General features: G+C 68.9%; 25 protein-coding genes. 16 read left to right on the top strand and 9 right to left on the bottom strand.

Annotation, left to right across the window (positions count from 1 at the left end):
* Positions 1-6 precede the first annotated feature (6 nt).
* Positions 7-459, top strand: a complete 453-nt coding sequence (locus ABZW96_RS29710) for a thioredoxin domain-containing protein (protein ID WP_355078955.1) — start codon at positions 7-9, stop codon at positions 457-459.
* Complete coding sequence (locus ABZW96_RS29705) at positions 444-1,466, top strand: glycoside hydrolase family 172 protein (protein WP_355078953.1); 1,023 nt, start codon at positions 444-446, stop codon at positions 1,464-1,466. The genes ABZW96_RS29710 and ABZW96_RS29705 overlap by 16 nt, the downstream gene beginning before the upstream one ends.
* Here the strand turns inward: ABZW96_RS29705 and ABZW96_RS29700 are convergent.
* A complete protein-coding gene (locus tag ABZW96_RS29700; RefSeq protein WP_355078951.1) occupies positions 1,457-1,948 on the bottom strand; it encodes a hypothetical protein in 492 nt (163 codons plus the stop codon). The genes ABZW96_RS29705 and ABZW96_RS29700 overlap by 10 nt on opposite strands.
* 77 nt (positions 1,949-2,025) lie before the next feature.
* Between ABZW96_RS29700 and ABZW96_RS29695 the strand changes: the two genes are divergently transcribed.
* From ABZW96_RS29695 to ABZW96_RS29685, 3 genes are all read left to right on the top strand, one after another.
* Positions 2,026-2,187, top strand: a complete 162-nt coding sequence (locus ABZW96_RS29695) for a hypothetical protein (protein WP_355078949.1) — start codon at positions 2,026-2,028, stop codon at positions 2,185-2,187.
* Entirely contained in the window at positions 2,184-3,593 is a 1,410-nt protein-coding gene (gene xylB, locus ABZW96_RS29690; RefSeq protein WP_355078947.1) for a xylulokinase, read from the top strand. The genes ABZW96_RS29695 and xylB overlap by 4 nt, the downstream gene beginning before the upstream one ends.
* Before the next feature lie 143 nt (positions 3,594-3,736).
* On the top strand, positions 3,737-4,366 hold the full coding sequence (locus ABZW96_RS29685) for a maleylpyruvate isomerase family mycothiol-dependent enzyme (RefSeq protein WP_355078945.1): 630 nt from the start codon (positions 3,737-3,739) through the stop codon (positions 4,364-4,366).
* 15 nt (positions 4,367-4,381) lie between these two features.
* Here the strand turns inward: ABZW96_RS29685 and ABZW96_RS29680 are convergent, their stop codons facing one another.
* Positions 4,382-5,167: a helix-turn-helix transcriptional regulator gene (locus ABZW96_RS29680; RefSeq protein ID WP_355078943.1), complete on the bottom strand. Its 786-nt coding sequence runs from the start codon at positions 5,165-5,167 to the stop codon at positions 4,382-4,384.
* A gap of 88 nt (positions 5,168-5,255) precedes the next feature.
* On the opposite strand from ABZW96_RS29680, the gene ABZW96_RS29675 reads away from it, so the two are divergent.
* Positions 5,256-5,639, top strand: coding sequence for a nuclear transport factor 2 family protein (locus ABZW96_RS29675; protein WP_355078941.1), 384 nt, complete (start codon positions 5,256-5,258; stop codon positions 5,637-5,639).
* Between the two features lie 194 nt (positions 5,640-5,833).
* Here the strand turns inward: ABZW96_RS29675 and ABZW96_RS29670 are convergent, their stop codons facing one another.
* Positions 5,834-7,504 carry a 2-isopropylmalate synthase gene (locus ABZW96_RS29670; RefSeq protein WP_355078978.1) on the bottom strand — a complete coding sequence of 557 codons (1,671 nt, stop codon included), beginning with the start codon at positions 7,502-7,504 and terminating at the stop codon, positions 5,834-5,836.
* A gap of 256 nt (positions 7,505-7,760) precedes the next feature.
* On the opposite strand from ABZW96_RS29670, the gene ABZW96_RS29665 reads away from it, so the two are divergent.
* The 5 genes from ABZW96_RS29665 to ABZW96_RS29645 all read left to right on the top strand — a co-directional run bounded on the left by ABZW96_RS29665 (position 7,761) and on the right by ABZW96_RS29645 (position 11,580).
* Positions 7,761-8,432, top strand: coding sequence for an FCD domain-containing protein (locus ABZW96_RS29665; RefSeq protein WP_355078940.1), 672 nt, complete (start codon positions 7,761-7,763; stop codon positions 8,430-8,432).
* Positions 8,429-9,235 (top strand): ATP-binding cassette domain-containing protein, encoded by an 807-nt coding sequence (locus tag ABZW96_RS29660; protein WP_355078939.1) that lies wholly within the window; start codon positions 8,429-8,431, stop codon positions 9,233-9,235. The genes ABZW96_RS29665 and ABZW96_RS29660 overlap by 4 nt, the downstream gene beginning before the upstream one ends.
* A 111-nt stretch (positions 9,236-9,346) precedes the next feature.
* Entirely contained in the window at positions 9,347-9,697 is a 351-nt protein-coding gene (locus tag ABZW96_RS29655; RefSeq protein WP_355078937.1) for a YciI family protein, read from the top strand.
* Positions 9,698-9,710: 13 nt separating this feature from the next.
* Positions 9,711-10,988: an RNA polymerase sigma factor gene (locus ABZW96_RS29650; protein ID WP_355078935.1), complete on the top strand. Its 1,278-nt coding sequence runs from the start codon at positions 9,711-9,713 to the stop codon at positions 10,986-10,988.
* 94 nt (positions 10,989-11,082) lie between these two features.
* Positions 11,083-11,580, top strand: coding sequence for a hypothetical protein (locus tag ABZW96_RS29645; RefSeq protein WP_355078933.1), 498 nt, complete (start codon positions 11,083-11,085; stop codon positions 11,578-11,580).
* Between the two features lie 94 nt (positions 11,581-11,674).
* On the opposite strand, the gene ABZW96_RS29640 is transcribed toward ABZW96_RS29645, so the two are convergent.
* Both ABZW96_RS29640 and ABZW96_RS29635 read right to left on the bottom strand, forming a co-directional pair.
* On the bottom strand, positions 11,675-12,196 hold the full coding sequence (locus ABZW96_RS29640; protein WP_355078931.1) for a hypothetical protein: 522 nt from the start codon (positions 12,194-12,196) through the stop codon (positions 11,675-11,677).
* Entirely contained in the window at positions 12,193-12,486 is a 294-nt protein-coding gene (locus ABZW96_RS29635; protein WP_355078929.1) for a hypothetical protein, read from the bottom strand. Before ABZW96_RS29635 ends, ABZW96_RS29640 begins: the two co-directional genes overlap by 4 nt.
* Before the next feature lie 93 nt (positions 12,487-12,579).
* Between ABZW96_RS29635 and ABZW96_RS29630 the strand changes: the two genes are divergently transcribed.
* The gene (locus tag ABZW96_RS29630) at positions 12,580-13,173 is read left to right on the top strand and encodes a TetR family transcriptional regulator (protein WP_355078927.1); all 594 of its coding nucleotides are present in this window, start codon (positions 12,580-12,582) and stop codon (positions 13,171-13,173) included.
* 12 nt (positions 13,174-13,185) lie between these two features.
* On the opposite strand, the gene ABZW96_RS29625 is transcribed toward ABZW96_RS29630, so the two are convergent.
* Positions 13,186-13,836, bottom strand: a complete 651-nt coding sequence (locus tag ABZW96_RS29625) for an HAD family phosphatase (protein WP_355078925.1) — start codon at positions 13,834-13,836, stop codon at positions 13,186-13,188.
* A gap of 199 nt (positions 13,837-14,035) precedes the next feature.
* Here ABZW96_RS29625 and ABZW96_RS29620 point away from each other — a divergent pair, with 199 nt between their 5' ends.
* Positions 14,036-14,713, top strand: a complete 678-nt coding sequence (locus ABZW96_RS29620; protein ID WP_355078923.1) for a PaaI family thioesterase — start codon at positions 14,036-14,038, stop codon at positions 14,711-14,713.
* 499 nt (positions 14,714-15,212) lie between these two features.
* Here the strand turns inward: ABZW96_RS29620 and ABZW96_RS29615 are convergent, their stop codons facing one another.
* Genes ABZW96_RS29615 through ABZW96_RS29605 form a run of 3 tightly spaced genes read right to left on the bottom strand, consistent with a single transcriptional unit; the run spans position 15,213 to position 18,325 of the window.
* Positions 15,213-16,382, bottom strand: a complete 1,170-nt coding sequence (locus tag ABZW96_RS29615; protein WP_355078921.1) for a sulfotransferase — start codon at positions 16,380-16,382, stop codon at positions 15,213-15,215.
* A 3-nt stretch (positions 16,383-16,385) separates the two neighbouring features.
* Positions 16,386-17,162, bottom strand: a complete 777-nt coding sequence (locus ABZW96_RS29610) for an SDR family oxidoreductase (protein WP_355078919.1) — start codon at positions 17,160-17,162, stop codon at positions 16,386-16,388.
* A complete protein-coding gene (locus ABZW96_RS29605) occupies positions 17,162-18,325 on the bottom strand; it encodes a hypothetical protein (protein ID WP_355078917.1) in 1,164 nt (387 codons plus the stop codon). The genes ABZW96_RS29610 and ABZW96_RS29605 overlap by 1 nt, the downstream gene beginning before the upstream one ends.
* Before the next feature lie 84 nt (positions 18,326-18,409).
* On the opposite strand from ABZW96_RS29605, the gene ABZW96_RS29600 reads away from it, so the two are divergent.
* Genes ABZW96_RS29600 through cysC form a run of 3 tightly spaced genes read left to right on the top strand, consistent with a single transcriptional unit; the run spans position 18,410 to position 22,086 of the window.
* The gene (locus tag ABZW96_RS29600; protein WP_355078915.1) at positions 18,410-19,309 is read left to right on the top strand and encodes a helix-turn-helix domain-containing protein; all 900 of its coding nucleotides are present in this window, start codon (positions 18,410-18,412) and stop codon (positions 19,307-19,309) included.
* A 9-nt stretch (positions 19,310-19,318) separates the two neighbouring features.
* Positions 19,319-20,251, top strand: coding sequence for a sulfate adenylyltransferase subunit CysD (gene cysD, locus ABZW96_RS29595; RefSeq protein WP_355078913.1), 933 nt, complete (start codon positions 19,319-19,321; stop codon positions 20,249-20,251).
* Positions 20,251-22,086 carry an adenylyl-sulfate kinase gene (gene cysC, locus ABZW96_RS29590; protein WP_355078911.1) on the top strand — a complete coding sequence of 612 codons (1,836 nt, stop codon included), beginning with the start codon at positions 20,251-20,253 and terminating at the stop codon, positions 22,084-22,086. Before cysD ends, cysC begins: the two co-directional genes overlap by 1 nt.
* Positions 22,087-22,103: the final 17 nt, after the last annotated feature.

Here is a 22,103-nt window from a genome sequence, read left to right as displayed (position 1 = left end):
GATGTCATGCCCACGATCACCTTGACCCAGGACAATTTCGACTCCGTCGTCACGTCGCATCCGATCGTGCTGGTGGACTGGTGGGCCGGTTGGTGTGGGCCGTGCCAGTATTTCGCTCCGGTGTACGAAGCGTCGTCGCAGCGGCATCCGCAGATCGTGCACGGCAAGGTCGACACCGAAGCCGAGGTCGCGTTGACCGCTGCCGCCCAGGTGACGCAGTACCCGACGGTGATGGCGTTCCGGGACGGCATGCTCGTCTACTCCGCCGCGGGCGCCCTCGCCTCGGACGCGCTGGAAGACCTTGTGCAGCAGATCCTCTGGCTGGACATGGACCAGTTCCGCCGGGAACTCGCCCAGCAGACCGACACCCGGCAGTTGGCCGCGACCGGCGGGGCCGCCACGGCGCACCGGGCCGGGCTCGCGCCGACCGCACCCCGGTACGGATGGCCGGGACTGTGACCGCGCCGGGCGGTGAACTGTGGCGGCTGGACGGCACGCGAACGCGGTCGGTCAGCGCCGAGAATCCGACGGGGGCGCCCGGCGCGGGCGCGCGGGCGACCGACGGCACCGGAGCGCACGCGGCACGGCTGCTCGGGGCGGGGTGGAAGATCTCCCCCTCGATCGCGCTCGCCCACGGCGAAACCGCCACGCTGGCCGACGTATCCGGTCCCGGCGTTTTCCGGCATTTCTGGTTGACCACCGAGCGTTCCGTCCTTCGCGGGCTGACGCTGCGGATGACCTGGGACGACGCGGCACGGCCCGCGATCTCCTCGCCCCTCGGCGACTTCTTCTGCAACGGATGGGGCGAGACCGCCCTGCTGAGTTCGGAGATGGTGGTCGTCGCGCCAGCGGGTGGATTGAACAGCTACTGGCCCATGCCGTTTCGGAACCGCGCTCGCATCACGCTCGAAAACCACTGCGGCCGCGAGGTTCCGGTGTACTACCAGGCGACTTACACCGAAGAGGACGTACCGGACGAAGCGGGGTATCTGCACACCCGGTGGACGCGGACCACCGGCCTGGGGAACCCTGCCGTCCACACCGTGCTCGACACAGTGCGGGGGCCGGGCCGCTACGTCGGCACCTACCTCGCCATCCGCCCAGGCGCGCCGGGATGGTGGGGCGAGGGCGAGGTCAAGTTCTTCCTCGACGGTGACACCGAGCATCCGACCATTTGCGGGACGGGCACCGAAGACTATTTCGGCGGCGCCTGGAATTTCGATCTCGACGGGACATACCGGACATATTCCACGCCTTATCTCGGGCTGCATCAAGTGCTGCCGCCGGAGGAAATCTATCGAGCGGATCAGCGCTTCGGCATGTATCGCTGGCATGTGCGCGATCCGATCTGTTTCGACCGCGAACTGCGCGTCACCGTCCAAGCCCTCGGATGGCAGGACGCCGAGACCTATCTCCCGCTGGAGGACGCCGACGTGGCGACCACCGCCTGGTGGTATCAGGCCTGAGCGGGGTCGTCCGCATCCGGTGGGAGCTCCGACGCCAGCAGTTCGTCGGCGCGCGCCAGCGCCGCGTCCATGCCCGCGGTGAGATCGTCCATCACGGTCAGGCCGTCCAGCAGTCCGGTGAGTTCGTCCTGCACGGCGCGTAGCTCGGCGATCGCCGGGTCGACGGGGAACCACGCGACCGAGTCGCGCCACCACGGATCGTCGCAGAGCCATGCCCACAGCACATCCCGCACCAGCACCGGGTCGGAGGTGTACATCTGGAACGACTCGGTCGCCGACCCGGCCCGGTGCTCCAGCTCGTAGACGCCGTCGGGCAGCAGCCTGGCCCGGATCTCGTGCAGGTCGGCACGGCTGAGTTCGAGCACGGCGTCTTCCGGCCCGGCCGGTTCGCCGAGCAGGTCGCCGAGCGCTTTCTCGGTCAGCTCCGGCAGCTGCGTCCCGTCTCCCGTGCGGATGCGCACGTCGGTGGGGTCGATGCTCATCGCGACAGTCTGCCCGATACGGCGGCGGAATACCCGAAATGCTCCGGTGCCGGGCGGCGAGGGGCAAGGTGGTCGGTATGGGTGTGCTCCAGACGATCGGACGATTCGCCGGATCGCGCGACGGGCTCGTCCTCGAAATGCGACCGGTTTCCGCCGAGGTGTCGATCCGCCCGCGTCCGCTGTGCGACGCGGGCGGTGTCGGCGACGCGAGCGGGCTTCGATCGGGGCAGGCGCCATGACGACCGTGGCGGGAGTCGACAGTTCCACCCAGGCGTGCAAGGTCGTGGTCTGCGACGCCGACAGCGGTGAGATTCTCGCTCAGGGGCGGGCCACGCACCCCGAGGGGACCGAGGTCGCCCCGGCCGCGTGGTGGGACGCGCTACAGACGGCGAGTGCGGGATTGCTCGACGACGTCGACGCGGTAGCCGTCGCGGGGCAGCAACAGGGCTTGGTCCCATTGGACGCGGCGGGTGTCCCGGTGCGGGACGCGCTGCTGTGGAACGACGTCCGCTCCGCCGACGCGGCGAAGGAACTGATCGCCGACCTGGGCGGCCCGCGGGCGTGGGCCGATGCGGTCGGCAACGTACCGGTGGCAGGCCTGACCGTCGCCAAACTGCGCTGGCTGGCCGACCACGAGCCGGAACTCGCCGACAACACCGCCCACGTCGTGCTGCCACACGACTACTTGACCTGGCGGCTACGGGGCGGCGGACCGGGACACATGCTCGAGCCGACCACCGATCGGGGCGATGCTTCCGGCACCGGCTATTGGTCACCAGCCGACGGAGACTATCGCGAAGATCTGCTCGCCATGGCTTTTCGTGGGCGCCACCCGGGCCTGCCCCGGGTCCTCGGCCCGGACCAGTCCGCCGGGCACACACCTTCGGGCGCACTGGTCGCCGCCGGAACGGGAGACAACGCCGGGGCCGCGCTCGGCTTGGGCATCACTGATGGCGATGTGGTGGTCTCCCTCGGCACCAGCGGAACGGCATACGCTCGCACCGACCGTCCGGCCGCCGACGCGACCGGCGCGGTGTCCGGTTTCGCGGACGCCACCGGCGCGTTCCTGCCGCTGGTCTGCACGCTCAACGCCGCCCGCATCCTCACTTCGACCGCCGATCTGCTCGGCGTGGATCTGCCGACGCTGGAATCGCTGGCCGCGCAGGAGCCGCCGGGCGCGGACGGCGTGGTCATGCTGCCCTACCTCGCCGGTGAACGCACGCCCAACCTGCCGCACGCCGCGGGCAGCCTGCACGGGTTGCGGCCGGAGGCGATGCGCCCCGGCACGGTGGCCCGCGCCGCCTTCGAGGCTCTGCTGTGTCATCTCGCCGACGCGCTCGACCACCTCACCGAGATCGGCGGGGTCTCGCCGCGGCGCGTGCTGCTCATCGGCGGCGCGGCGCGCTCCCGGCTGGTGGCGGCGATCGCCGCGCAGGTGTTCGGCGTCACGGTGACGGTGCCGGAACCGGCCGAGTACGTGGCGCTCGGCGCTGCCAGGCAAGCGGCATGGGCGCTCAGCGGCACGTACCGGCCGCCGTCCTGGTCCGCATGCTCGGTCGCGGAGATTCCGCCACCGGCCGACACCGCGACCGGACGGGACATCCGGGCCGCGTATCGGAGGACCCGCCAGGCGCTGTACGGCTGACCACTGTCTTCACCGCAGTCCCTGCGTGCGCAGCGAATTTGGAAGCACTCTGTTTTCCGCTCTGCGGGTAGCCGATTTTCGTCGCCGGGTGGCGCCTCGACGGCCGGAGGGGTTGGATCACCTCGTCGAAGAGAGGTGGACGAATGACCGATACCCAGGTGCGAAGGGCGGTGACGGCGGAACGAGCCGAACTCGCCGAACTCCTGGCCGGACTGGACGCCGAGGGCTGGGACTCGCCGACCCTCTGCGCGGGCTGGCGGGTACGCGAAGTGGTCGCGCACATCACCATGCCGTATCGCCTGTCGAGCGCGCGCCTGGCGGTGGGGATGGTCGCGGCGTTCGGGAACTTCAACCGCTTGGCCGACCGCACCGCCCGGATGGACGCCGCCACGCTGAGCACCTCGGATCTGCTGAAATCACTGTGGGACAACGTCGATCACCCCTGGCGCCCGCCGGGCGGCGGGCTCTCCAACGCGTTGAGCCACGATGTGATCCACGGGCTGGACATCACCGTTGCCCTGGGCCTGGACCGCTTGGTGCCCGAGGACCGGATGCGCTTGGTGCTGGACACGATCGACCCCAGGACCGTCAAGCTGTTCGGCGCCGAACTCGGCGGCATCGAACTGCGCGCCGACGACCTGGACTTCAGCTACGGGTCCGGGACGGTGCTGTCGGGGCGCGCCCAGGACCTGCTGCTCGTCCTCTGCGGCCGCAAACTGCCCGCCGGACACCTCACCGGCGAGCCCGCGGAGCGATTCACCGCACGCGACTGACCCGACGCCCGTCGCTCACCGGCCGGTTTCGGCGCACGCACGCAGGTAGGCAGCCGTTTCGTCGTCGGCGGGGAAGTACGCTTCGACCGCGACCTCGTCGAGCGTGATGTCGAATGCCGCGCCGAAGGTCGTGATCGTGCTGAAGAACGCTAGTTCCGTGTCGCGGTGGCGCAGTCGGATCGGCAGCAGGATGTCCGCGATGTCACTGTCCGCGCCGCCCGGCGAGCCGTAGGAGCGCAGTTCCTCGTGCAGCGCGGCCAGTTCGGGATCTCCGGTCGCCATCACCTGGCGCGCCAGGCGGGGCAGCAGGAAAGCGCGGACCTGCTCGAGGTTGCGCAGCCGGGAGGCGAAGCCCGCCGGGTGCAGGCCGAGCCGCATCATGTTGATCGGCGGTTCGAGCAGTCGCGGATCCACACCGTCGAAGAACACGCCCACACAATCGTTGGCCTGCACCAGATTCCAGCGCCGGTCCACCGCCAGCGCCGGATACGGTTCGTGCAGCCGCAGTACCCGCTGCACCGCGTCGCGGGCGCGCCGCAGCGCGGGGTCGCTCCAGTCACTGCGCCGGAACTCGGGAGCGTGTCCGGCGGCGATCAGCGCGCGATTGCGTTCGCGAAGCGGAATGTCGAGCTGTTCGGCCAGGTGCAGCACCATGGCTCGGCTGGGCGTCGTGCGGCCGGTCTCGACGAAACTGACATGCCGGGCGGACACGTCGGCCTGGATGGCCAGGTCCAGCTGGCTCAGCTTCCGCCGGTGCCGCCACTCTCGCAGCAGCTCGCCGACCGGTCGATCACCGTTCATCGGCCCAGTATCACGACGCCCGGGTCACGCCCGCCATTACATGGCGGGTAATCGACACCCCGGTTCGCGCGCTGCCAGTCTCGTCGGCATGACGAACGACAGCGCGGCAGCGCGCAACAGGGAACTGCTCCGGAACGGCTTCACGGAGTTCGCGGCGGGCAACGTCGACGTGCTGGGCACTCTGCTGCACGACGACTTCCTCGAGCACAGCCCCGGAAATCCGTCCGGGAAGGACGCTTTCATCGAGTTCATCGCCCAGGCACCGGTGGCCGGGTCGAAGCTGGAGCTGGCGCGGGTGATCGCCGACGACGAATACGTGGTCATGCACTACCGCATGATCCCGCCGGGCGACGAAGAGCCCGACCTGGCTGTGGTCGACATCTGGCGGGTGGCCGACGGAAAGATCGTGGAGCACTGGGATGTCGTGCAAACGGTGCCCGAGCCCGCGCAGATACCGCACGGCATGTTCTGACCGGGAAAATTCGGTTCTCCGGCGACGGTTTCGCCGGAGCCTGACCGTCACCTGCCGTGCAGCGCCCGCATCCGATCGGGTACCGGGGCTCGAGTACCCGATCGGATCGTCGGTGGTACGCGCGTGATACGCGCACCAGCCGCGACCTGCCATCGCGCCACGAGTCGGTCAGCGCGAGAGCGGGTGCCAGATGGTCACCGCAGGGCCGAGCGTCCGGCAGCGCGCAGGATCGCGGCGAATGCCGCCGCCTGCGCGGAATCGGCTCGGCCGCAGGACCAACCGAGGTGTTCGCCGCTGCGGTATTCCAGGTAAGCGATGGCGCCCTCGTCTCGGTCCGTCGCCTGCTGGGTCAGGCCGAGCACCTCGATGCGATACCCCGCCTCGGCCAGTGCCTCGGTGAGCGCCGCGACCGGGCCGCCGCCGCGCCGCGTACGGCGGGTGACGCCGTCGACGATCAGCGTGATCTCGGTGTCCGCTTCGGCGCCGTCGCCGCTGGTGCGCCAGTCCTTCACGGCCAGCCCCGACGGGTCGTCGCAGTAGATCGCCTCGAACAGGTCACGCAGTTCGACGGCGCTGATCTCGACGCCGGTGTCGTCGGCGAGCGCTTGCACGTGCCCGGCGAAATCGATCTGCAGGCGTCGTGGCAGGTCCATGCCGTATTCGGTGTGCAGCAGGTAGGCGATGCCACCCTTGCCGGATTGGGAATTGACCCGGATCACCGCGTCGTAGCTGCGGCCGAGGTCGGCGGGATCGATGGGCAGATACGGCACGTGCCAGTCGGCCGCGCGCTCGGGAATGCCCGTCGCGGCGGCCCGGGTGCGATGCTCGGCCATGCCCTTCTTGATCGCGTCCTGATGAGTCCCGGAGAACGCGGTGTGCACCAGATCGCCGACATACGGGTGTCTTTCGTGGATCGGCATACGCGTGCAATATTCGACGGTTCGCCGGATCTCGTCGATGTCGGAGAAGTCGATCATCGGATCGACGCCCTGCGCGTGCAGATTCAGCGCCAGCGTGGCGATGTCGACGTTGCCGGTACGCTCACCGTTGCCGAAGACGCAGCCCTCGACGCGTTGCGCGCCCGCGAGTACCGCCAGTTCGGCACACGCGACGCCGGTGCCGCGATCGTTGTGCGGGTGCACCGACAGGATGACGCTGTCGCGGCGAGCCAGATTGCGGTGCATATATTCGATCTGGTCGGCGTAGACGTTCGGGGTGGCGACTTCGACGGTGGCGGGCAGGTTCAGGATGACCGGCCGCCGCGGTGTGGCGTCCCACAATGTCGTCATCCGGTCGCAGATCTCGAGGACGTAGTCGGGCTCGGTCAGGTTGAACACCTCGGGCGAGAACTCGAACCGCACGTTCGGCAGGTCCCCGGCGCAGTCCAGCACTGCGCGCCCGCCGTCGAGGATCAGCTCGCGCAGCGCCGTGCGGTCCTTGCCGAGCACGATGTCCCGCCATGCGGGAGCCGTCGCGGTGTACATGTGGATCACGACGTCGTTGGGGATGCCGCGGACCGATGCGACGGTGCGCTCGATGAGATCGCGCCGCGCCGGGGTGAAGACGGCGATCGTCACGTCCTCGGGCGCGAGATCCTCCTCGGCGATGAGGCGAACGAAGTCGAAGTCGGTCTGGGACGCCGACGGGTAGCCGACCTCGATCTCCTTGTAGCCCATGGCGACCAAGAGCTCGAAGAAGCGTCGTTTGCGCGCCGGGTCCATCGGCTCGGCGAGTGCCTGATTGCCGTCGCGCAGATCGACCGGCACCCACAGAGGCGCCTGCGCGAGCCGGGCGTCGGGCCATTTCCGTTGCGTGAGCGGTACTTCCACGCGTCGGTGGATGTCACGATAGCGGTGCGACGGCATTTGCGAGCGCCGCTGGCGATTCCACGCCGGAGCCTGATCGGGCACCTGCCCCGCAGGCGTGTGGATGGTGGGGAATGCGGTGGTCATGGGTCTGCTTCCTGGCCATTGCGGCCGTCACGACAAGGGTGACCGGCCACGACGAAGCCCCACGGCGGGCGGCCGGTCGTTCAGGCCCCGCTGTGGCGGCTAAGCAGAAGCATGGTGCGCATGATGGCTAGACTGTACACGACTCCTCAGACAAGTAGAGAGGTAGTGAATGATCTCCCAGGTACGGCGCCATCCACTGGCCGCGCAGGCGGCCGAAGTGCTGCTCGTCCGCATCCAGGCGGGCGAATGGCCGCTGGGTCACCGCCTGCCCGGTGAGACCACCCTGGCCGCACAGCTCGGCGTCGGACGCTCGACGCTGCGGGAGGCGATCCGCGAGCTGGCCGGTAAAGGCGTCCTGGACAGCAGGCAGGGCGCGGGCGTTTTCGTGACCGCGCTCGAGGCGACCGAGGAATGGGACGCCGTGTTGCGCCGCGCCACCATCGCCTCGGTGATCGAGGCGCGCATCGCCATCGAGGCCGAGGCCGCCGCACTGGCCGCCCAGCGGCGCACCCCCGCCGACCTGCGCATGATCCGCCGGGCCCTGGCCGCGCGCGAAGCACACGGCGAGCCGGTGGCCGAGCACGTAGACGCCGATATGGCGTTCCACCGGGCGGTCATCGTGGCCGCCCACAACGACGTACTGACCCAGTTGTTCGACAGCTTCCTGCCCCGGTTGCGGCTGGCGATGATCGACATGTTGAAGATCCGCCCGGTGCCGTCGGAGTCCGTGGATCACGCCGCGCATCAGCGGCTGGCCGACGCCATCGCCGCCCGCGCCCCGGCCGCCGCGGCGGAGTACAGCCGCGCCCACCTGACCACTCTGAAAGAGGCTTTCACGTGACCGAACCGGTGCTGGAACTGACCGACGTGACCTTCCGCCGCGAGGGCAAGAAGATCATCGGCGGGATTTCGCTGACCGTGCGCGCCGGCGAACGCTGGGCGCTGCTCGGTCCGAACGGCGCGGGAAAGAGCACCCTGCTCGGCTTCTGCGGCGCGGTCACCTTCCCCACGTCGGGTTCGGTCCGTGTGCTCGGCGCTGAACTCGGCCGCGTCGAATTGCAGCAGCTGCGCCGCGGCATCGGCCAGGTGAACCCACGCCACCCGTTGCGGTCTCCGCTGACCATCCGCGAGGTCGTGCTGACCGGCCTGACCGCGACGATCGACACCCCCATGCGCTGGACACCGACAGCCGACCAGCTCGACCGAGCCGACGCGATGATCGACACCGTGGGCCTGACCGGCAAGGCGACGGAGATCTGGCCCACGCTGAGCCAGGGCGAGCGCGGCCGCACGCTCATCGCCCGAGCGCTGATCGCCGAGCCACGGCTACTGCTGTTCGACGAACCGTCCACCGGCCTGGACGTCGCCGCGCGCGAGCAGTTGCTGGACACTCTCGACACCCTGGACCGTACCCACCCCGACGTCGCCTCCATCCTGGTCACCCACCACTTGGAAGAGCTGCCCAGCACGACGACCCACGCGTTGCTCATCGCGGGCGGTCACGCCGTCGCGGCGGGCCCCGCGCTGGAGACGATCACCACCGAGAACGTCACCGCCGCCTTCGCACACCCGGTGGAGGTCCGCCATGACGACGGCCGTTGGACCGCGCGAGCGGCCCGCAAAACCATCGCGTGGCCGCGGTAGGCGCTTCGGCTGGAGAAATTTCCGCCGACATGTCGATTCGGGCGGGGGTCGTTCGATGCAGTGATGTGAGGATCGACCGATCCTGACGCCACATCGACCGAGGATGCCGAGATGCGATACATGATGCTCATCCGCCTTGACCCCGACACTTCCCCGGAGCCGGACGACGCGCTGGTCGAACAGGTGGGCAAGGTGATCGAGGAGATGACCAAGGCGGGCGTGCTGCTGGACACCAACGGTCTGCACTCGATCACCGAAGCCACCAGGGTCACCCAGTCCGGCGGCAAGCAGACCGTGCTGGACGGACCGTTCACCGAATCCAAGGAGATCGTCGGCGGATACTGCATTCTGCAGGTCAAGTCGAAGGAAGAGGCGGTGGAATGGACCTCTCGTTTCCTCGCCGTACACGGACCCGAATGGGACATCGAGGTCGAGGTCCGGCAGATCGCCGACCCCGCCTGAGCGGGCACGGCGGATGAGCGGGCAGCCGTCCGCGGATTCGGCGCGACGCGCCGCCGAAGCCGTGACCCGGATGGAATGGCCCCGGTTGGTCGCCGGGCTCACCCGGGTGGTCGGCGATATCGGCGCCGCCGAGGAACTGGCGCAGGACGCGTTGGTCGCGGCGTTGGAGCAGTGGCCGCGCGACGGCGTGCCGCCGAACCCGGGCGGCTGGCTCATGCTCACCGCCAAGCACCGGGCGATCGATCGGGTGCGGCGCAACCGCACCTTCGCCCGCAAGCTGGAGCTGCTCGGTCGCGATCTCGTGACCGAGCAGCCGCCGCCCGATACGAACGACGACCTGGTCGAGGACGACCTGCTGCGAATGATGTTCACCGCCTGTCACCCGGTGCTCACCGAACCGGCGCGGGTCGCGCTCACCCTGCGGCTGCTCGGCGGGCTGACCACCGAGGAGATCGCCCGGGCGTTCGTCGTGCCGGAATCGACCGTGGCGCAACGGATCGTGCGCGCGAAACGCACCATCGCCGACAAGCGGGTCCCCTACACGGTGCCACGCGGTGCCCAGCTGGCCGATCGGTTGGCCTCGGTGCTGGCCGTGGTCTACCTGATCTTCAACGAGGGCTACGCGGCGACGGCGGGCGAGGACTGGGTCCGCGAGGAGCTGTGCCAGGACGCGCTGCGCCTGGCCCGCATGCTCGGCGAGTTGTTGCCCGCCGAGCCGGAGACGCACGGCCTGGTCGCGCTGCTGGAGCTACAGGCTTCCCGGCTGCCCGCGCGCACCGGAACCGGCGAAGAGGTGGTGCTGCTCGACGACCAGGACCGCGCACGGTGGGATCGCCTGCTGATCCGGCGCGGGCTGGCCGCCCTCGGGCGGGCGAACAGCACGGCACGTGAGCGCGCCTTGCCACCGGGACGGTACGCGCTGCAAGCCGCGATCGCCGCGGTGCACGCGATGGCGGCGACGCCGGAAGAGACCGATTGGCGGCGCATCGCCGGACTGTACGCCGTTCTGGCGCAACGCTTTCCCTCCCCCGTCGTGGAGCTGAATCGCGCGGTCGCGGTGAGCAAGGTGCACGGCCCCGCCGCGGGGCTGGAGCTGGTGGACGCGCTCGTCGCCGCCGGCGCCCTCACCGACTACCACCTGCGCTACGCCGTGCGCGGCGACCTGCTCGCCCAGCTGGGCCGGTATGCGCAGGCCCGCGCCGAATTCACGCGCGCGGCGGAACTGACGGGCAATACTTCCGAGCAGGCCCTCCTGCTCGACCGGGCGGTCGCCTGCGCGCAGGCCGATTGACCGCACCACGGTGGTAACGCCGCTGTAATCGCCACACCGCAAACGCGTGTGAGCATGCAACGAAATCGATTACCACCGAAGGGAATACGACTACGTGTGGCAGCTCTATCGAGCAGTACTCCGCACCGGCGACCACCGCCTGCTCGGCTACGTGGACGCGGGCCCGCGGCTCATGGAACACGCCAGGATCGGCCACCACCTCGTCCAAGGGATCGAGCGACTGCTCACCGAACCCGCTCGGGTCACCTGGGCGGGACGGGATGCGCAACAACCACGACTAGGCGAAAACCTTTATCGCACAGCAGGTTCGGTCGCCGCACTGCGGCCGCCGGAACACGGCGCGGTCGGCCGCTATCTCCTCAATCACGACCTGCGGATCTTCGTGGACAAAGCGACCGTACTGGAGAACGAGGCCCGTCACCGCATCCACCCACTCCCCTTGCTCACCGCCGAACCCACACCGGATCCCGGCCGCACGGTGGGCGACCGCACCCTCCTCGGCTCTTGGGCACACGCCCTGATCTCGGTCCGCGACACCGTGCCGAAAGGCTATGAACAACGCAAGTTCGATTTGGTCGAACGCCTTTCGTAAACCTCACCCTTCGCTCGTGCGGATGACCTCCGGTCTCCCCACCGTCCGGATCGCTCTACCGTCGCCGGTCGGGCACCTCTCGGCCGATGCGGCGCTACCGTTCCGGTGGTCCCGGAGAATCCGCTGGGGCCGTATGGTATTCGGCTTCGGCGAGTTCCTTCAGCGTCAGCAGTTGCTTACGCATCATGAGCAGGTCGCCGAGGGCCAATGTCACCGCGACGAGTCTGGGCGCGCCGCAGCGTATCCGGACCAGGAGGCGGGTTCCCGTGCCTTCTGGTCGCACCGCATAGGTGACGCACACCTTGCCCGAGACCAGCGTGATGTGCCTGCCCAAGGCGAAGGAGACCAGCTCGAATTGGGACATGAACCGTTGCCCCACTGCCAGTTCGGTGAGCATCGGGTCGCGCCGGCGCGGGCTGCGTTTGCCGAAGTTGTCCAGCAGGTCGTAGCTGTACGGCGCGACGCGCAACTGGCACAGCCAGGCGTAGACGAGAGCGGGCGGCGCGTCGACGCTGATCGCTCGATCGGCCTGGAGACCGCCCGGTTGCCGGTCGTCGCACGGCAAGGGAGCCTCGCGTTCGGCTTCGGTGGCGCCCCACACCGTCCCCAGGATCATGCCGCCGCCGCGATCCTGCGCAGCATCTGACGCACCGCCAATCGGTGACCCCCCGTCCCCACGACCAGCGCACGATAGATCCGGCCGTGCAGACCGGGAAAGTCGCCGTAACTACGCGCGCGGACGCGAGTCCGGCCGGGGCCCTCCTCGTCCAATTCGAAGATCAGCGCGTATTTCGAGAACCAGTGCTGGCCGCGCAGCGCCAAACGGTGCGGTTCCGCGACGGAATCGACGACGAACCCGGTGGGCGGCGACGGCTTGTGCGGGTCGCGACAGACGACTCTCAGCATCGCTTGCCACGCCCGGTCGCGATTCGCGTCGACCGATCTGGCATGCTCGTCAATATAGGACAATCGCTCCATATAGAAGGAACGTACTAGTACATGGCGCCGCCCCGCAAGCACGACAGCGACGTGATCCTCGACGCAGCACGCGCGCTGGTCCTCGCCGAAGGGCCCCGCGCGGCCAGCGTGTCGGCCATCGCCGAGGCCAGTGGCGCTCCGGTCGGCACCCTGTATCACCGCTTCGGCAACCGCAACGGTGTGCTCACCGCGGCGTGGCTGCGCGCGCTGCGCCGTTTCCAGGACGGCACCCTCGCCGCCGCCGACCAGCCGGATCCCGTGGAGGCGGGCGTCGGGATGGTGCGCGCCGCCTTGCGGTTCGGCCGCGAACTCCCCCAGGACGCCAAGCTCCTGCTGGAGCTGCGTCCCAGCGATCTGCTCGACGGCGAGCCGGACGCCGAGTTCCGCGCGACCCTGGCCGAGATGAATGCGCCGCTGATCGAGCATCTGCGCCGCATCGCGCTCGCCTTGTTCGGGAGGGACGAGGAGCGAGAGATCGATGCGGTCAGCCGCGCGATCGTCGACCTGCCCTATGCGGCGCTGCGCCGCCACGCCCACGCCGCGCAGCTGCCCGCCTGGCTGGAAGAGGACCTGGCTGCCGCCGCCCGCACCCTGCTGACTTCTTATCGGCCCTGACCTGGCCACGGCTCAGCCGGTGATCAGCCCAGGAGTGAGTTCGTCGAGGCCGGAGATGACCTTGGCGGCCAAGCCGAGCGCATCGGAAGCGGGCGGGTACTCCGGGCGCGGCGCCGCGATCACCCGCATCCCGGCCGCGTGGGCCGAGCGCATGCCATTGCTCGAGTCCTCGACGGCCACACAGTCACTCGGCCGCTGACGCAGGAACGTCGCGACCGTCAGGTAGACGTCCGGCGCCGGTTTGCCGCGATCGACCTCCTCGGTGGAGAAGGTGACGGAGAAGTACTCGATCAGACCCGTCCGGCCCAGCACCGTGTCGATGAGCGCGCGCGGCGACGAACTGGCCAGCCCCAGCGGCCAGTGCTCACAGATCCGCTGCACGGCCTCGACCGCACCCGGCAGCACCGGCACGCCCTCGGCGTAGCGCTCGGACATCCGCTCGATCACCTCCCGCGCGACGGTCTCCGGGGGCTCGCCGACCCCGAGTTCGCCGCTCAGATAGGCCGACCATTCCCCGGTGCTCATCCCCATCAGCCGCTGCTGGGTGTCGGGCAGCCATCGCCCACCCTTCTCCGCGACGTAGCCACGCCGCACCAGTTCCCAGACCGGCTCGGAGTCGATCAATACGCCGTCCATGTCGAACACGACCGCGGTGATACCCATGCGCACAGAGCCTTTCGCCAGCCGAAGCGGTCAGGGATCCAGCGCGGCCACAACGCGTATCCGGCCCGCCGGAACCAGGCCGATACCACCCGGGAAAGGCGATATGCGGTCGCGCACCAGCCTAGGCGGTGACGGCTCGTGACGACGGACACAGCACCCGCGCGGCGAGCATTCACCGGGCAACCGATAACTTGTTCTCATGAACGAACCGCAGGACGGCGACTCGCTGCCGAGTCAGGAGCACCACGAGGGCGGGTTCCGGCCGATGACCCAGCTGATCGCCGCCCACGAGGCAGCCAAGGACGACATCTCCCGCGGCGGGCCGCACTACGGCCAGTTCATCGAGCAGGTGCGCGGCCTGATGGACCGCGTCCGGCTGGCCTCGCCCACCGACGAGCTGGCGGTGGAGGCGATCGGCATTCTCAAGGAGCTGAACGACAAGCTCGACGCCGCACGGGTGGACGAGTGGTCGACGCCCAACTGGACCCGCTTCGACCTGCCCGCCCGCGGCAACATCACCCTGCCGCCGTTCTTCATCGACCATGTCGACCCGCAGAACGGCGTCGACGCGCGCCTCACCTTCCGCACCTTCCACCTCGGCGGCAACAGCGCCGCCCACGGCGGTCAGATCGCCATCGCCTTCGACGACTTGCTCGGCATGGCGGCCGCGGTGCGCTCCGGCGCGGTGACCAGAACGGCGTCGCTCACCGTCGACTACCGCTCCATCACGCCGCTGAACACCGAACTCAAAGTGCGCGCGTGGGCCGAACGGCAGGAGGGGCGCAAGGTCTATGTGCGGGCCACCCTGCACGACGGCGACCGGCTGTGTGCGGAGGCGAACGGCTTGTTCATCGTGCTGAAGCCCGGACAGCCCTGATCCTCGGCGCCTGCGCGGCGAGGATCGGCCGGTTCGAGCCTCGGTACCGCATCTGCCGGAGTCCGCTGGGCGGCGTCGGCTTCGCGCACGGGTGGTGAACGGCGCGGCCACCGAATGCTGGGGAGAACGTGGGGCCCCAGTTCCCTGTCCACTACGCTCGCGCCGCCTTCATAGCGCCCGTGCTCGCTGGCCCCCGGTGCACACTTCCGCGTCGACGGATCGCGACTCCGCCGACACGGAAATGGTTGCGCACCTGGATGACCGAATCGCCTGCCGACGAGCCGGGCGCCGGGCGCCCTTGCGAATGGCGCACTGTGCGCAACTGCATGGAATGCCTTGTCGGGCAAAGTAATACCCGTCGATCTCACAAAGCGCAGGCAGGCGAGCCACCCGCGAATCCGGCGCGACCGCACCTGCACACGATGCAAACTCGCGTGAGATGCCTTCGCCGTGTTCCGGCGCTCGCCGGTCGGACGTGCCACCGGCGAGCGCCGACCGCTCACCGCCCCGGGAAGTGCGCTTCCCGGTACGCGCCGAACCGCGCGTCCACCTGCTCGGCGGTCAGCCCGAAATCGGCGAGGGTGTAGCGGTGCGCCGGGCGTGCCGCCCCCGACGTGCTCTCCGCGTGCAACGCGGTCATCGCCGCCTCGGCCTCGGCGGTCAGCGGCAGCCCGAAGTGCCGGTAGATCGACGTCACCGTGCCGATCGGGTCGGCGACGAACTCGTCGTAGTCGACATCGCAGAACTGCGCCGCGTCGTGGCGCTTGCGGTCGGCGAGGAACCGCTCCGCGCCGCGCGCCCACAGATCCAGCTGCGTCGCGCCGACCACCGGGCCGCGGAACTTCTCCGACCAGCCCGCCGACGCCTGCTCGTTCAAACTGCACACCGATGCGATGATGGTGCGCGGATCGCGGTGCATCTGGATGACCAGCGCGTCCGGATAGACCTCGAAGATCGCGTCCAGCGCGAACAGGTGACTCGGGTTCTTCAGCACCCATCGCTTGCCCGCGTCCGGCAGCCCGATCAGTTGCAGGTTGCGCCGGTGCCTGCGGTAGGCGGATGTCCAATCCCGATCGCGCAACCACTCGGAGTAGGTGGGCAGGTAGGCCAGGCACTCGTAGGACACCGACATGGCCGACTGCCGCAGCAACTGCCAGCACTCCTCGACCTGGTCGGCGGAGATGTGGTGCACTCCCATGAACTCCGGATGTTCGACGTGGTGCTTGTCGTAGGCGGCGGCGAGGCGCTGGTAGACCGGGTTGCTCGCCCACGTCTCGCGCGGCGGGCGCGGCTGCGGCATCTCGGTCAGCCACATCTCCAGCCCTTGGTGCGCCGGGTCGGCGTTGAGCAGGCGGTGCACCGCCGTGGTGCCCGAGCGCGGCAGACCGGTCACGAAGATCGGGCGCTCGATCGCCACGTCGGCGTGTTCCGGATGCTGCCGCCAGGCCGCCTCGCTGAGCAGCCGGGCGATCAGCGCGCCGCGCAGGAACGCGCGGTTCACCTTGTTGCCGAAGGGCGTGAGTTCGGCGTCCTTCGCATAGGACTCGAGCAGCACCTCGAGCCCTTCGCGGTAGTCGTCGGTGCCGAAGTCGTCCAGCCCGACCACCTTGGTCGCCGAGGCGTGCAGATCGTCGACGGTCCCGACGTCGTCCCTACCGATCACGGTCATCTCCTAGTGGTGGAATTCGCCGGCGTTGACGTCCAGGCACGCGCCGGTGATCGCGCGCGCCATGGCGGACGCGAAGAACACGACCGCGTCGGCGATCTCGTCGGGTTCGGGCAGTTTGCGCAGGTCGGTGGTCTTCGCGGTCTCGGCGTAGACCTCCTCGGAGGTGATCCCCCGCTGCTGCGCCAGGTGGTTGAAGTACCACTTCAGGTTGTCGGCCCAGATGTAGCCCGGCGCGACGGAGTTGACCCGGATGCCCTTCGGACCGAGTTCGGTGGCCAGGCTCTGCGCCAGCGCGAGCAGGCTGGCCTTGGCCATCTTGTACGGCCCGAAGGTCCGCCGCGAGTGGTGCAGCACGGCCGAGTTGATCATCACCACCGAGCCCTTGCTCTCCGCGAGGGCGGGGACGAACAGCCTGGTCAGACGCAAGGCGGCCAGCACGTTCGTCTCGAAGCCCGCGCGCACCTGATCCAGGTCGACGTCGGCGAGGTCGACGATCGGCGGGATCGCGAAGGCGTTGTTCACCAGCGTGTCGACCTTGCCGAAGGCGCTGTGCGCGGTCTCGACCAGATTCACGACCGCGGCGTCGTCGTTGATGTCGGTCGGCACGACCACCGCGCGCCTGCCCAGTTCGGTGATCTCCTTGGCCACCTCGGTCAGTCGCGATTCGGTCCGGGAAGCAAGCACTACGTCCGCGCCCGCCTTCGCGCTCTGCACCGCGATCGCACGCCCCAGTCCCGGCCCCACGCCGGAGACGACGACCACTTTGTCCCGCAGCAACATCAGCCGAGCATCCTCTCCGCGACGGCGACCTGACGCGCCGCGATCCGGTCGCGCCACTGCTCCGGCGTGACCCGCGCCTGTTCGTGGAACGGCAGGCGATTCGGTAAATCCGCGACGGAGACGATCTCCACGGTCGGCCCGTCGTCGGGTTTCATCTCCCGCGACAGCCGCTGCCAGCGGAACTGGAGGTAGCCGCGGGAATGACCGGTGCGCTCGATCCAGTTGGCCAGGCCCGGATCACGCTCGCTGACCACCAGCCGGATCATCCCGTCCGGGTCCACGTGTGCCTGGTCGGCGGTGAGGCTGGTCTGATGGTTGATGTAATCCAGCGACAGGTACCACATGCTGCCGAGCTGGAAGCCCTGGTAGGGGGCGTCGGATCTGGGCACCGTGATGATCATGGCCTGGTCGTCGTCCAGGTCGTAGTGACCCACCGAGGAGAACTGGGTGCTCAGCCCGCCCGGCGTTGGCCTCGGCTCGGTCAGCGTGTTCACCGGAAGGTTCAGATAGAACCACTCCGGGAAGGCCAGGAAGGTTTTCAACCGCGACACCAGCATCTTGCCCGCCACGCCGTATCGCTTGGTGAGCACGTCCTTGGTCAGCGGCGGCGGCGCGTCGCCGATCCGGTCGACGCGCTGGATGCGGATCGTGCCCGCCTTCTCCGTCACCCAGTCGCTGTGCACCTCGCGGACCACGAGCATCGCCGCGTCGGCGCCGAGGTGCACATAGCCGGGGCCCGCTTCGCCGGGTCCGAAGCGGATCTCGTAGGTCCCGTCCGTGCGGATGTCGAGCTTTCGGTCGTCGAAAGCGGTGAGGCTGTCGGGCACGTCGACGGGCGAATAGTTGCCGTTGAGCACCTGGAAGCTCAGGTCACGGGTGGTGCCGCGGGTTCCGGTCACCACATATTCGGCGTCCGGGCGCAGGTAGGAGTGGTAGTAGAGGGTGTCGGGGTTGTCCAGGCCCATCTTGGTGTACGGGCCGGTGGACATGACGAAGAACGGGAAGTCCAGCTCGTAGGCCCAGGCCATCTGCAACGACGCGCGGATGCTGCCCGCCAGATAGTCGTAGCCCTCGACGAGGTCCTGTTCGGTGCGAATGTGCGCGGCTCCGGTGATGATCTGCTCGGCGGCGGCGATGGCGTCCGCGAACGGCTGTGTCAGCAAGAGGCTCTCTCCGGTGTTCCAAATATGTACCACTCTGGTACATTTCGATAGAAGAAAGATTAGAACGTGTTCTAGGAGTGGTCAATGGTCGGTCGTCGGTCCGCGCCCACCGCACGCGTGGTGCAGGTCCTGGATTTCTTCGTCGAACAGCGCGGGAAACGCTTCGGGCTCTCCGAGCTCGCCCGCGAACTCAACCTGGCCAAGCCGACCTGCCTGGGCATCCTCACCGAGCTGACCGCGGGCGGCTACCTGATGCGCGACGCCGACACCCGCACCTACGGGCTCGGGCCCGCACTGATCGCGGCGGGCCGGGTGGCGCAGGACAGCTTCGCCATCTCCGCGCTCGCCCGCGTCGAGCTGGACAAACTCTCCGCGCGCTACCACACCACCTGCACCGCGTCCGCGGTCGTCGGCGAGCAGATCATGGTGCTGGAGAGCACCGGACCCGGCCTGGTGAAGGTGGGCGCGGCCTACCATTTCGCGCCTCCGGTCGGCCTGATGTACGTGCTCTGGGATACCGACGCGGCGTTCGACGCCTGGCTGGCCAAGCCGCCCGCGGTGCCGTTGCGACAGGACGAGACGCGCCTGCGTCAAGTGGTCGCCGAATGCCGCGAGCGGGGATTCCTGGTGGAGAGCATGACCACCGCCGGACGTCGGCTGTACTCACTGCTGGCCGGGGTCGCCGATCGGGACCTACCCCCTGAGCTGCGCGAACTGGTCGGCGAGCTGGTGACGAGCCTCGGCGAGCGGGTGTATCTGGGCGCGGATCTACGGCCGCGCAAGGAACACGCGGTGAGCCTGCTCGCCGCACCGACCTACGACGGCGACGGCAGGCAGAACATGGTGCTCACGATGTACGTCGGCCGCTCGATCACCGGGGCGGAGATCGCCCGCCGCGGCGCGGCACTGGTGGACGCCGCTGACGCGGTGACGGCGAACTCGGGCGGACGCAGACCATTGACCGAAGACCGAAACGTGTTCTAGTTTTGCGGTGTGAGCCAGTACGCGAAGTCGACGGCGAGCACCTACGAGCTGCCCCATCTGGACGCGCTCGAGGCCGAGTCGGCGCACATATTCCGTGAAGTGGCAGCGACATTCGAGCGCCCGGTGTTGCTGTTCTCCGGCGGCAAGGATTCGGTGGTGATGCTGCACCTGGCGGCCAAGGCCTTCTGGCCCGCGCCGCTACCGTTCCCGGTGCTGCACATCGACACCGGGCACAATTTCGACGAGGTGATCGCCTATCGCGACGAGACGGTGGCCCGCCTGGGCCTGCGCCTGGTGGTCGGACGGGTGCAGGACGACATCGATGCAAAACGGGTCGTCGAGGAGACCGGGCCGCGCGCCTCCCGCAACCGGTTGCAGACGACGACGCTGCTGCGGTCGATCCAGGAGGGCGCGTTCGACGCGGTCTTCGGCGGCGCGCGCCGCGACGAGGAGAAGGCCCGCGCCAAGGAGCGGGTGTTCAGCTTCCGTGACGAGTACGGCCAGTGGGACCCGCGCAGGCAGCGCCCCGAACTGTGGAACCTCTACAACGGCAGGCACCGCGCGGGCGAGCATATTCGCGTCTTCCCGCTGTCGAACTGGACCGAACTGGACATCTGGAGCTACATCGCCGCCGAGGGCATCGAGCTGCCGCCGCTGTACTACGCGCACCGCAGGCCGGTGGTGCAGCGCGACGGAATGCTCCTGGCGCACACCCGCTTTCTCCAGCTGCTCGACGGCGAGGAGCCGTATGAGGCCACCGTCCGTTTCCGCACCGTCGGCGACGCGACCTGCACCGGCTGTGTCGAGTCCACCGCGGCCACACCCGCGGACGTGGTCGCCGAAGTCGCCGCGGCGCGGGTGACCGAGCGCGGCGCCACCCGTGCCGACGACCGCATCTCCGAGGCGGGGATGGAAGACCGCAAACGCGAAGGCTACTTCTGATGACGACCACACTGTTGCGCCTGGCCACCGCGGGCAGCGTCGACGACGGCAAATCGACGCTGATCGGCAGACTGCTGTTCGACTCCAAGACGCTGTTCACCGATCAGCTCGCCGCCGTGGAGCGCACCAGCCGCGACCGCGGCGACGACTACCCTAACCTCGCGCTGCTCACCGACGGCCTGCGCGCCGAACGCGAACAGGGCATCACCATCGACGTGGCGCATCGCTATTTCGCCACGCCCAGAAGAAAATTCATCATCGCCGACACCCCCGGGCATGTTCAGTACACCCGCAACATGGTGACCGGCGCGTCCACCGCGGACCTGGCGCTGATCCTGGTGGACGCCCGCAAAGGCGTGGTCGAGCAGACCCGCAGGCACGCGTTCCTCGCCAGTTTGCTCGGCATCCCGCACCTGGTGTTGTGCGTGAACAAGATGGACCTGGTCGACTGGTCGCAGGAACGGTTCGAAGAGATTCGCGAGGAGTTCGCGCGGTTCGCCTCCAAACTCGACGTCTCCGATCTGACCTTCGTGCCCGTGTCGGCGCTGCACGGCGACAACATCGTGCACCGGGGCGCGAGCATGCCGTGGTACGAGGGCACTCCCCTGCTGCATCACCTCGAAGAGGTGCACATCGCCTCCGACCGCAACCTGATCGACTCCCGCTTCCCGGTGCAGTACGTCACCCGCAACCATGCCCAGGACTTCCGCGGCTACGCGGGCACGGTGGCGGGCGGGGTGTTCAAACCGGGCGACGAAGTGGCGGTGCTGCCGTCGGGTTTCACCACAACGGTGCAGGCGATCTGGGGGCCGGGCGGCACGCCTGTCGCGGAAGCGTTTCCGCCGCAGGCGGTCACCATCCAGCTCGCCGACGAGCTGGACATCTCCCGCGGCGACCTGATCTGCCGCCCGAACAACCGCCCGAACACCGGGCGCGATTTGGACGCGATGGTGTGCTGGTTCGCCGAGGAAAACCAGCTCACGCCCGGCGCGACCTACACCATCCGGCACACCACCCGCGCGGCCACCGCCGAGGTGCGCTCCCTGGACTACCGGCTGGATGTCAACACCCTGCACCGCGACGAGCACGCGGAGACGTTGTCGCTCAACGAGGTCGGCCGCGTCCAGCTGCGCACCCGCCAGCCCTTGCTGTTCGACCCGTACCGGCGCAACCGCGCCACCGGCAGCTTCATCCTGGTCGACGACACCACGAACAACACCGTCGCGGCGGGCATGATCACCGGTCCGAGCCTGCCGTCCTCCCGGGTGGTCTGGCACTCCACCGCTGTCGAGCGCGACGAGCGCGCCACCCGTGGCCTGACGGTCTGGCTCACCGGGCTGTCCGGCTCCGGAAAATCCACCGTCGCTGTGGAACTGGAGCGCAGGTTGGTGGCGGCGGGCCGCCCGGCGTTCCTCCTCGACGGCGACAACCTGCGCCACGGCCTCAACTCCGATCTCGGATTCAGCGCGGCCGATCGGGAAGAGAACGTCCGCCGGGTCGGCGAAGTAGCGAAACTGTTCGCCGAAGCCGGTGTGGTAGCGGTCGTTTCGCTGATCAGCCCCTACCGCGCCGACCGCGACCGCGCCCGTGCCGCCCACGAAGCGGCGGGCATCCCGTTCCTGGAGGTGTTCGTCGACACGCCGCTGTCGGTGTGCGAAGCGCGCGACCCGAAAGGCATGTACGCCAAGGCCCGCGCAGGCGAGATCCGCGGCTTCACCGGCATCGACGCCCCTTACGAAGCGCCGACCGAAGCCGAGATCATCCTGCGGCCCGACCACGGGGATCCGGCGGCGATGGCGGCGACGATCGTCGCGCGGTTGAGCCGGATGGACTGACCGGACGAATCCCGCGG

This window comes from Nocardia sp. NPDC004168, assembly GCF_040610355.1.
In the GTDB taxonomy this organism is placed as follows: Bacteria; Actinomycetota; Actinomycetes; order Mycobacteriales; family Mycobacteriaceae; genus Nocardia; species Nocardia sichangensis.
This window is presented reverse-complemented; position numbering and strand designations above follow the sequence as displayed.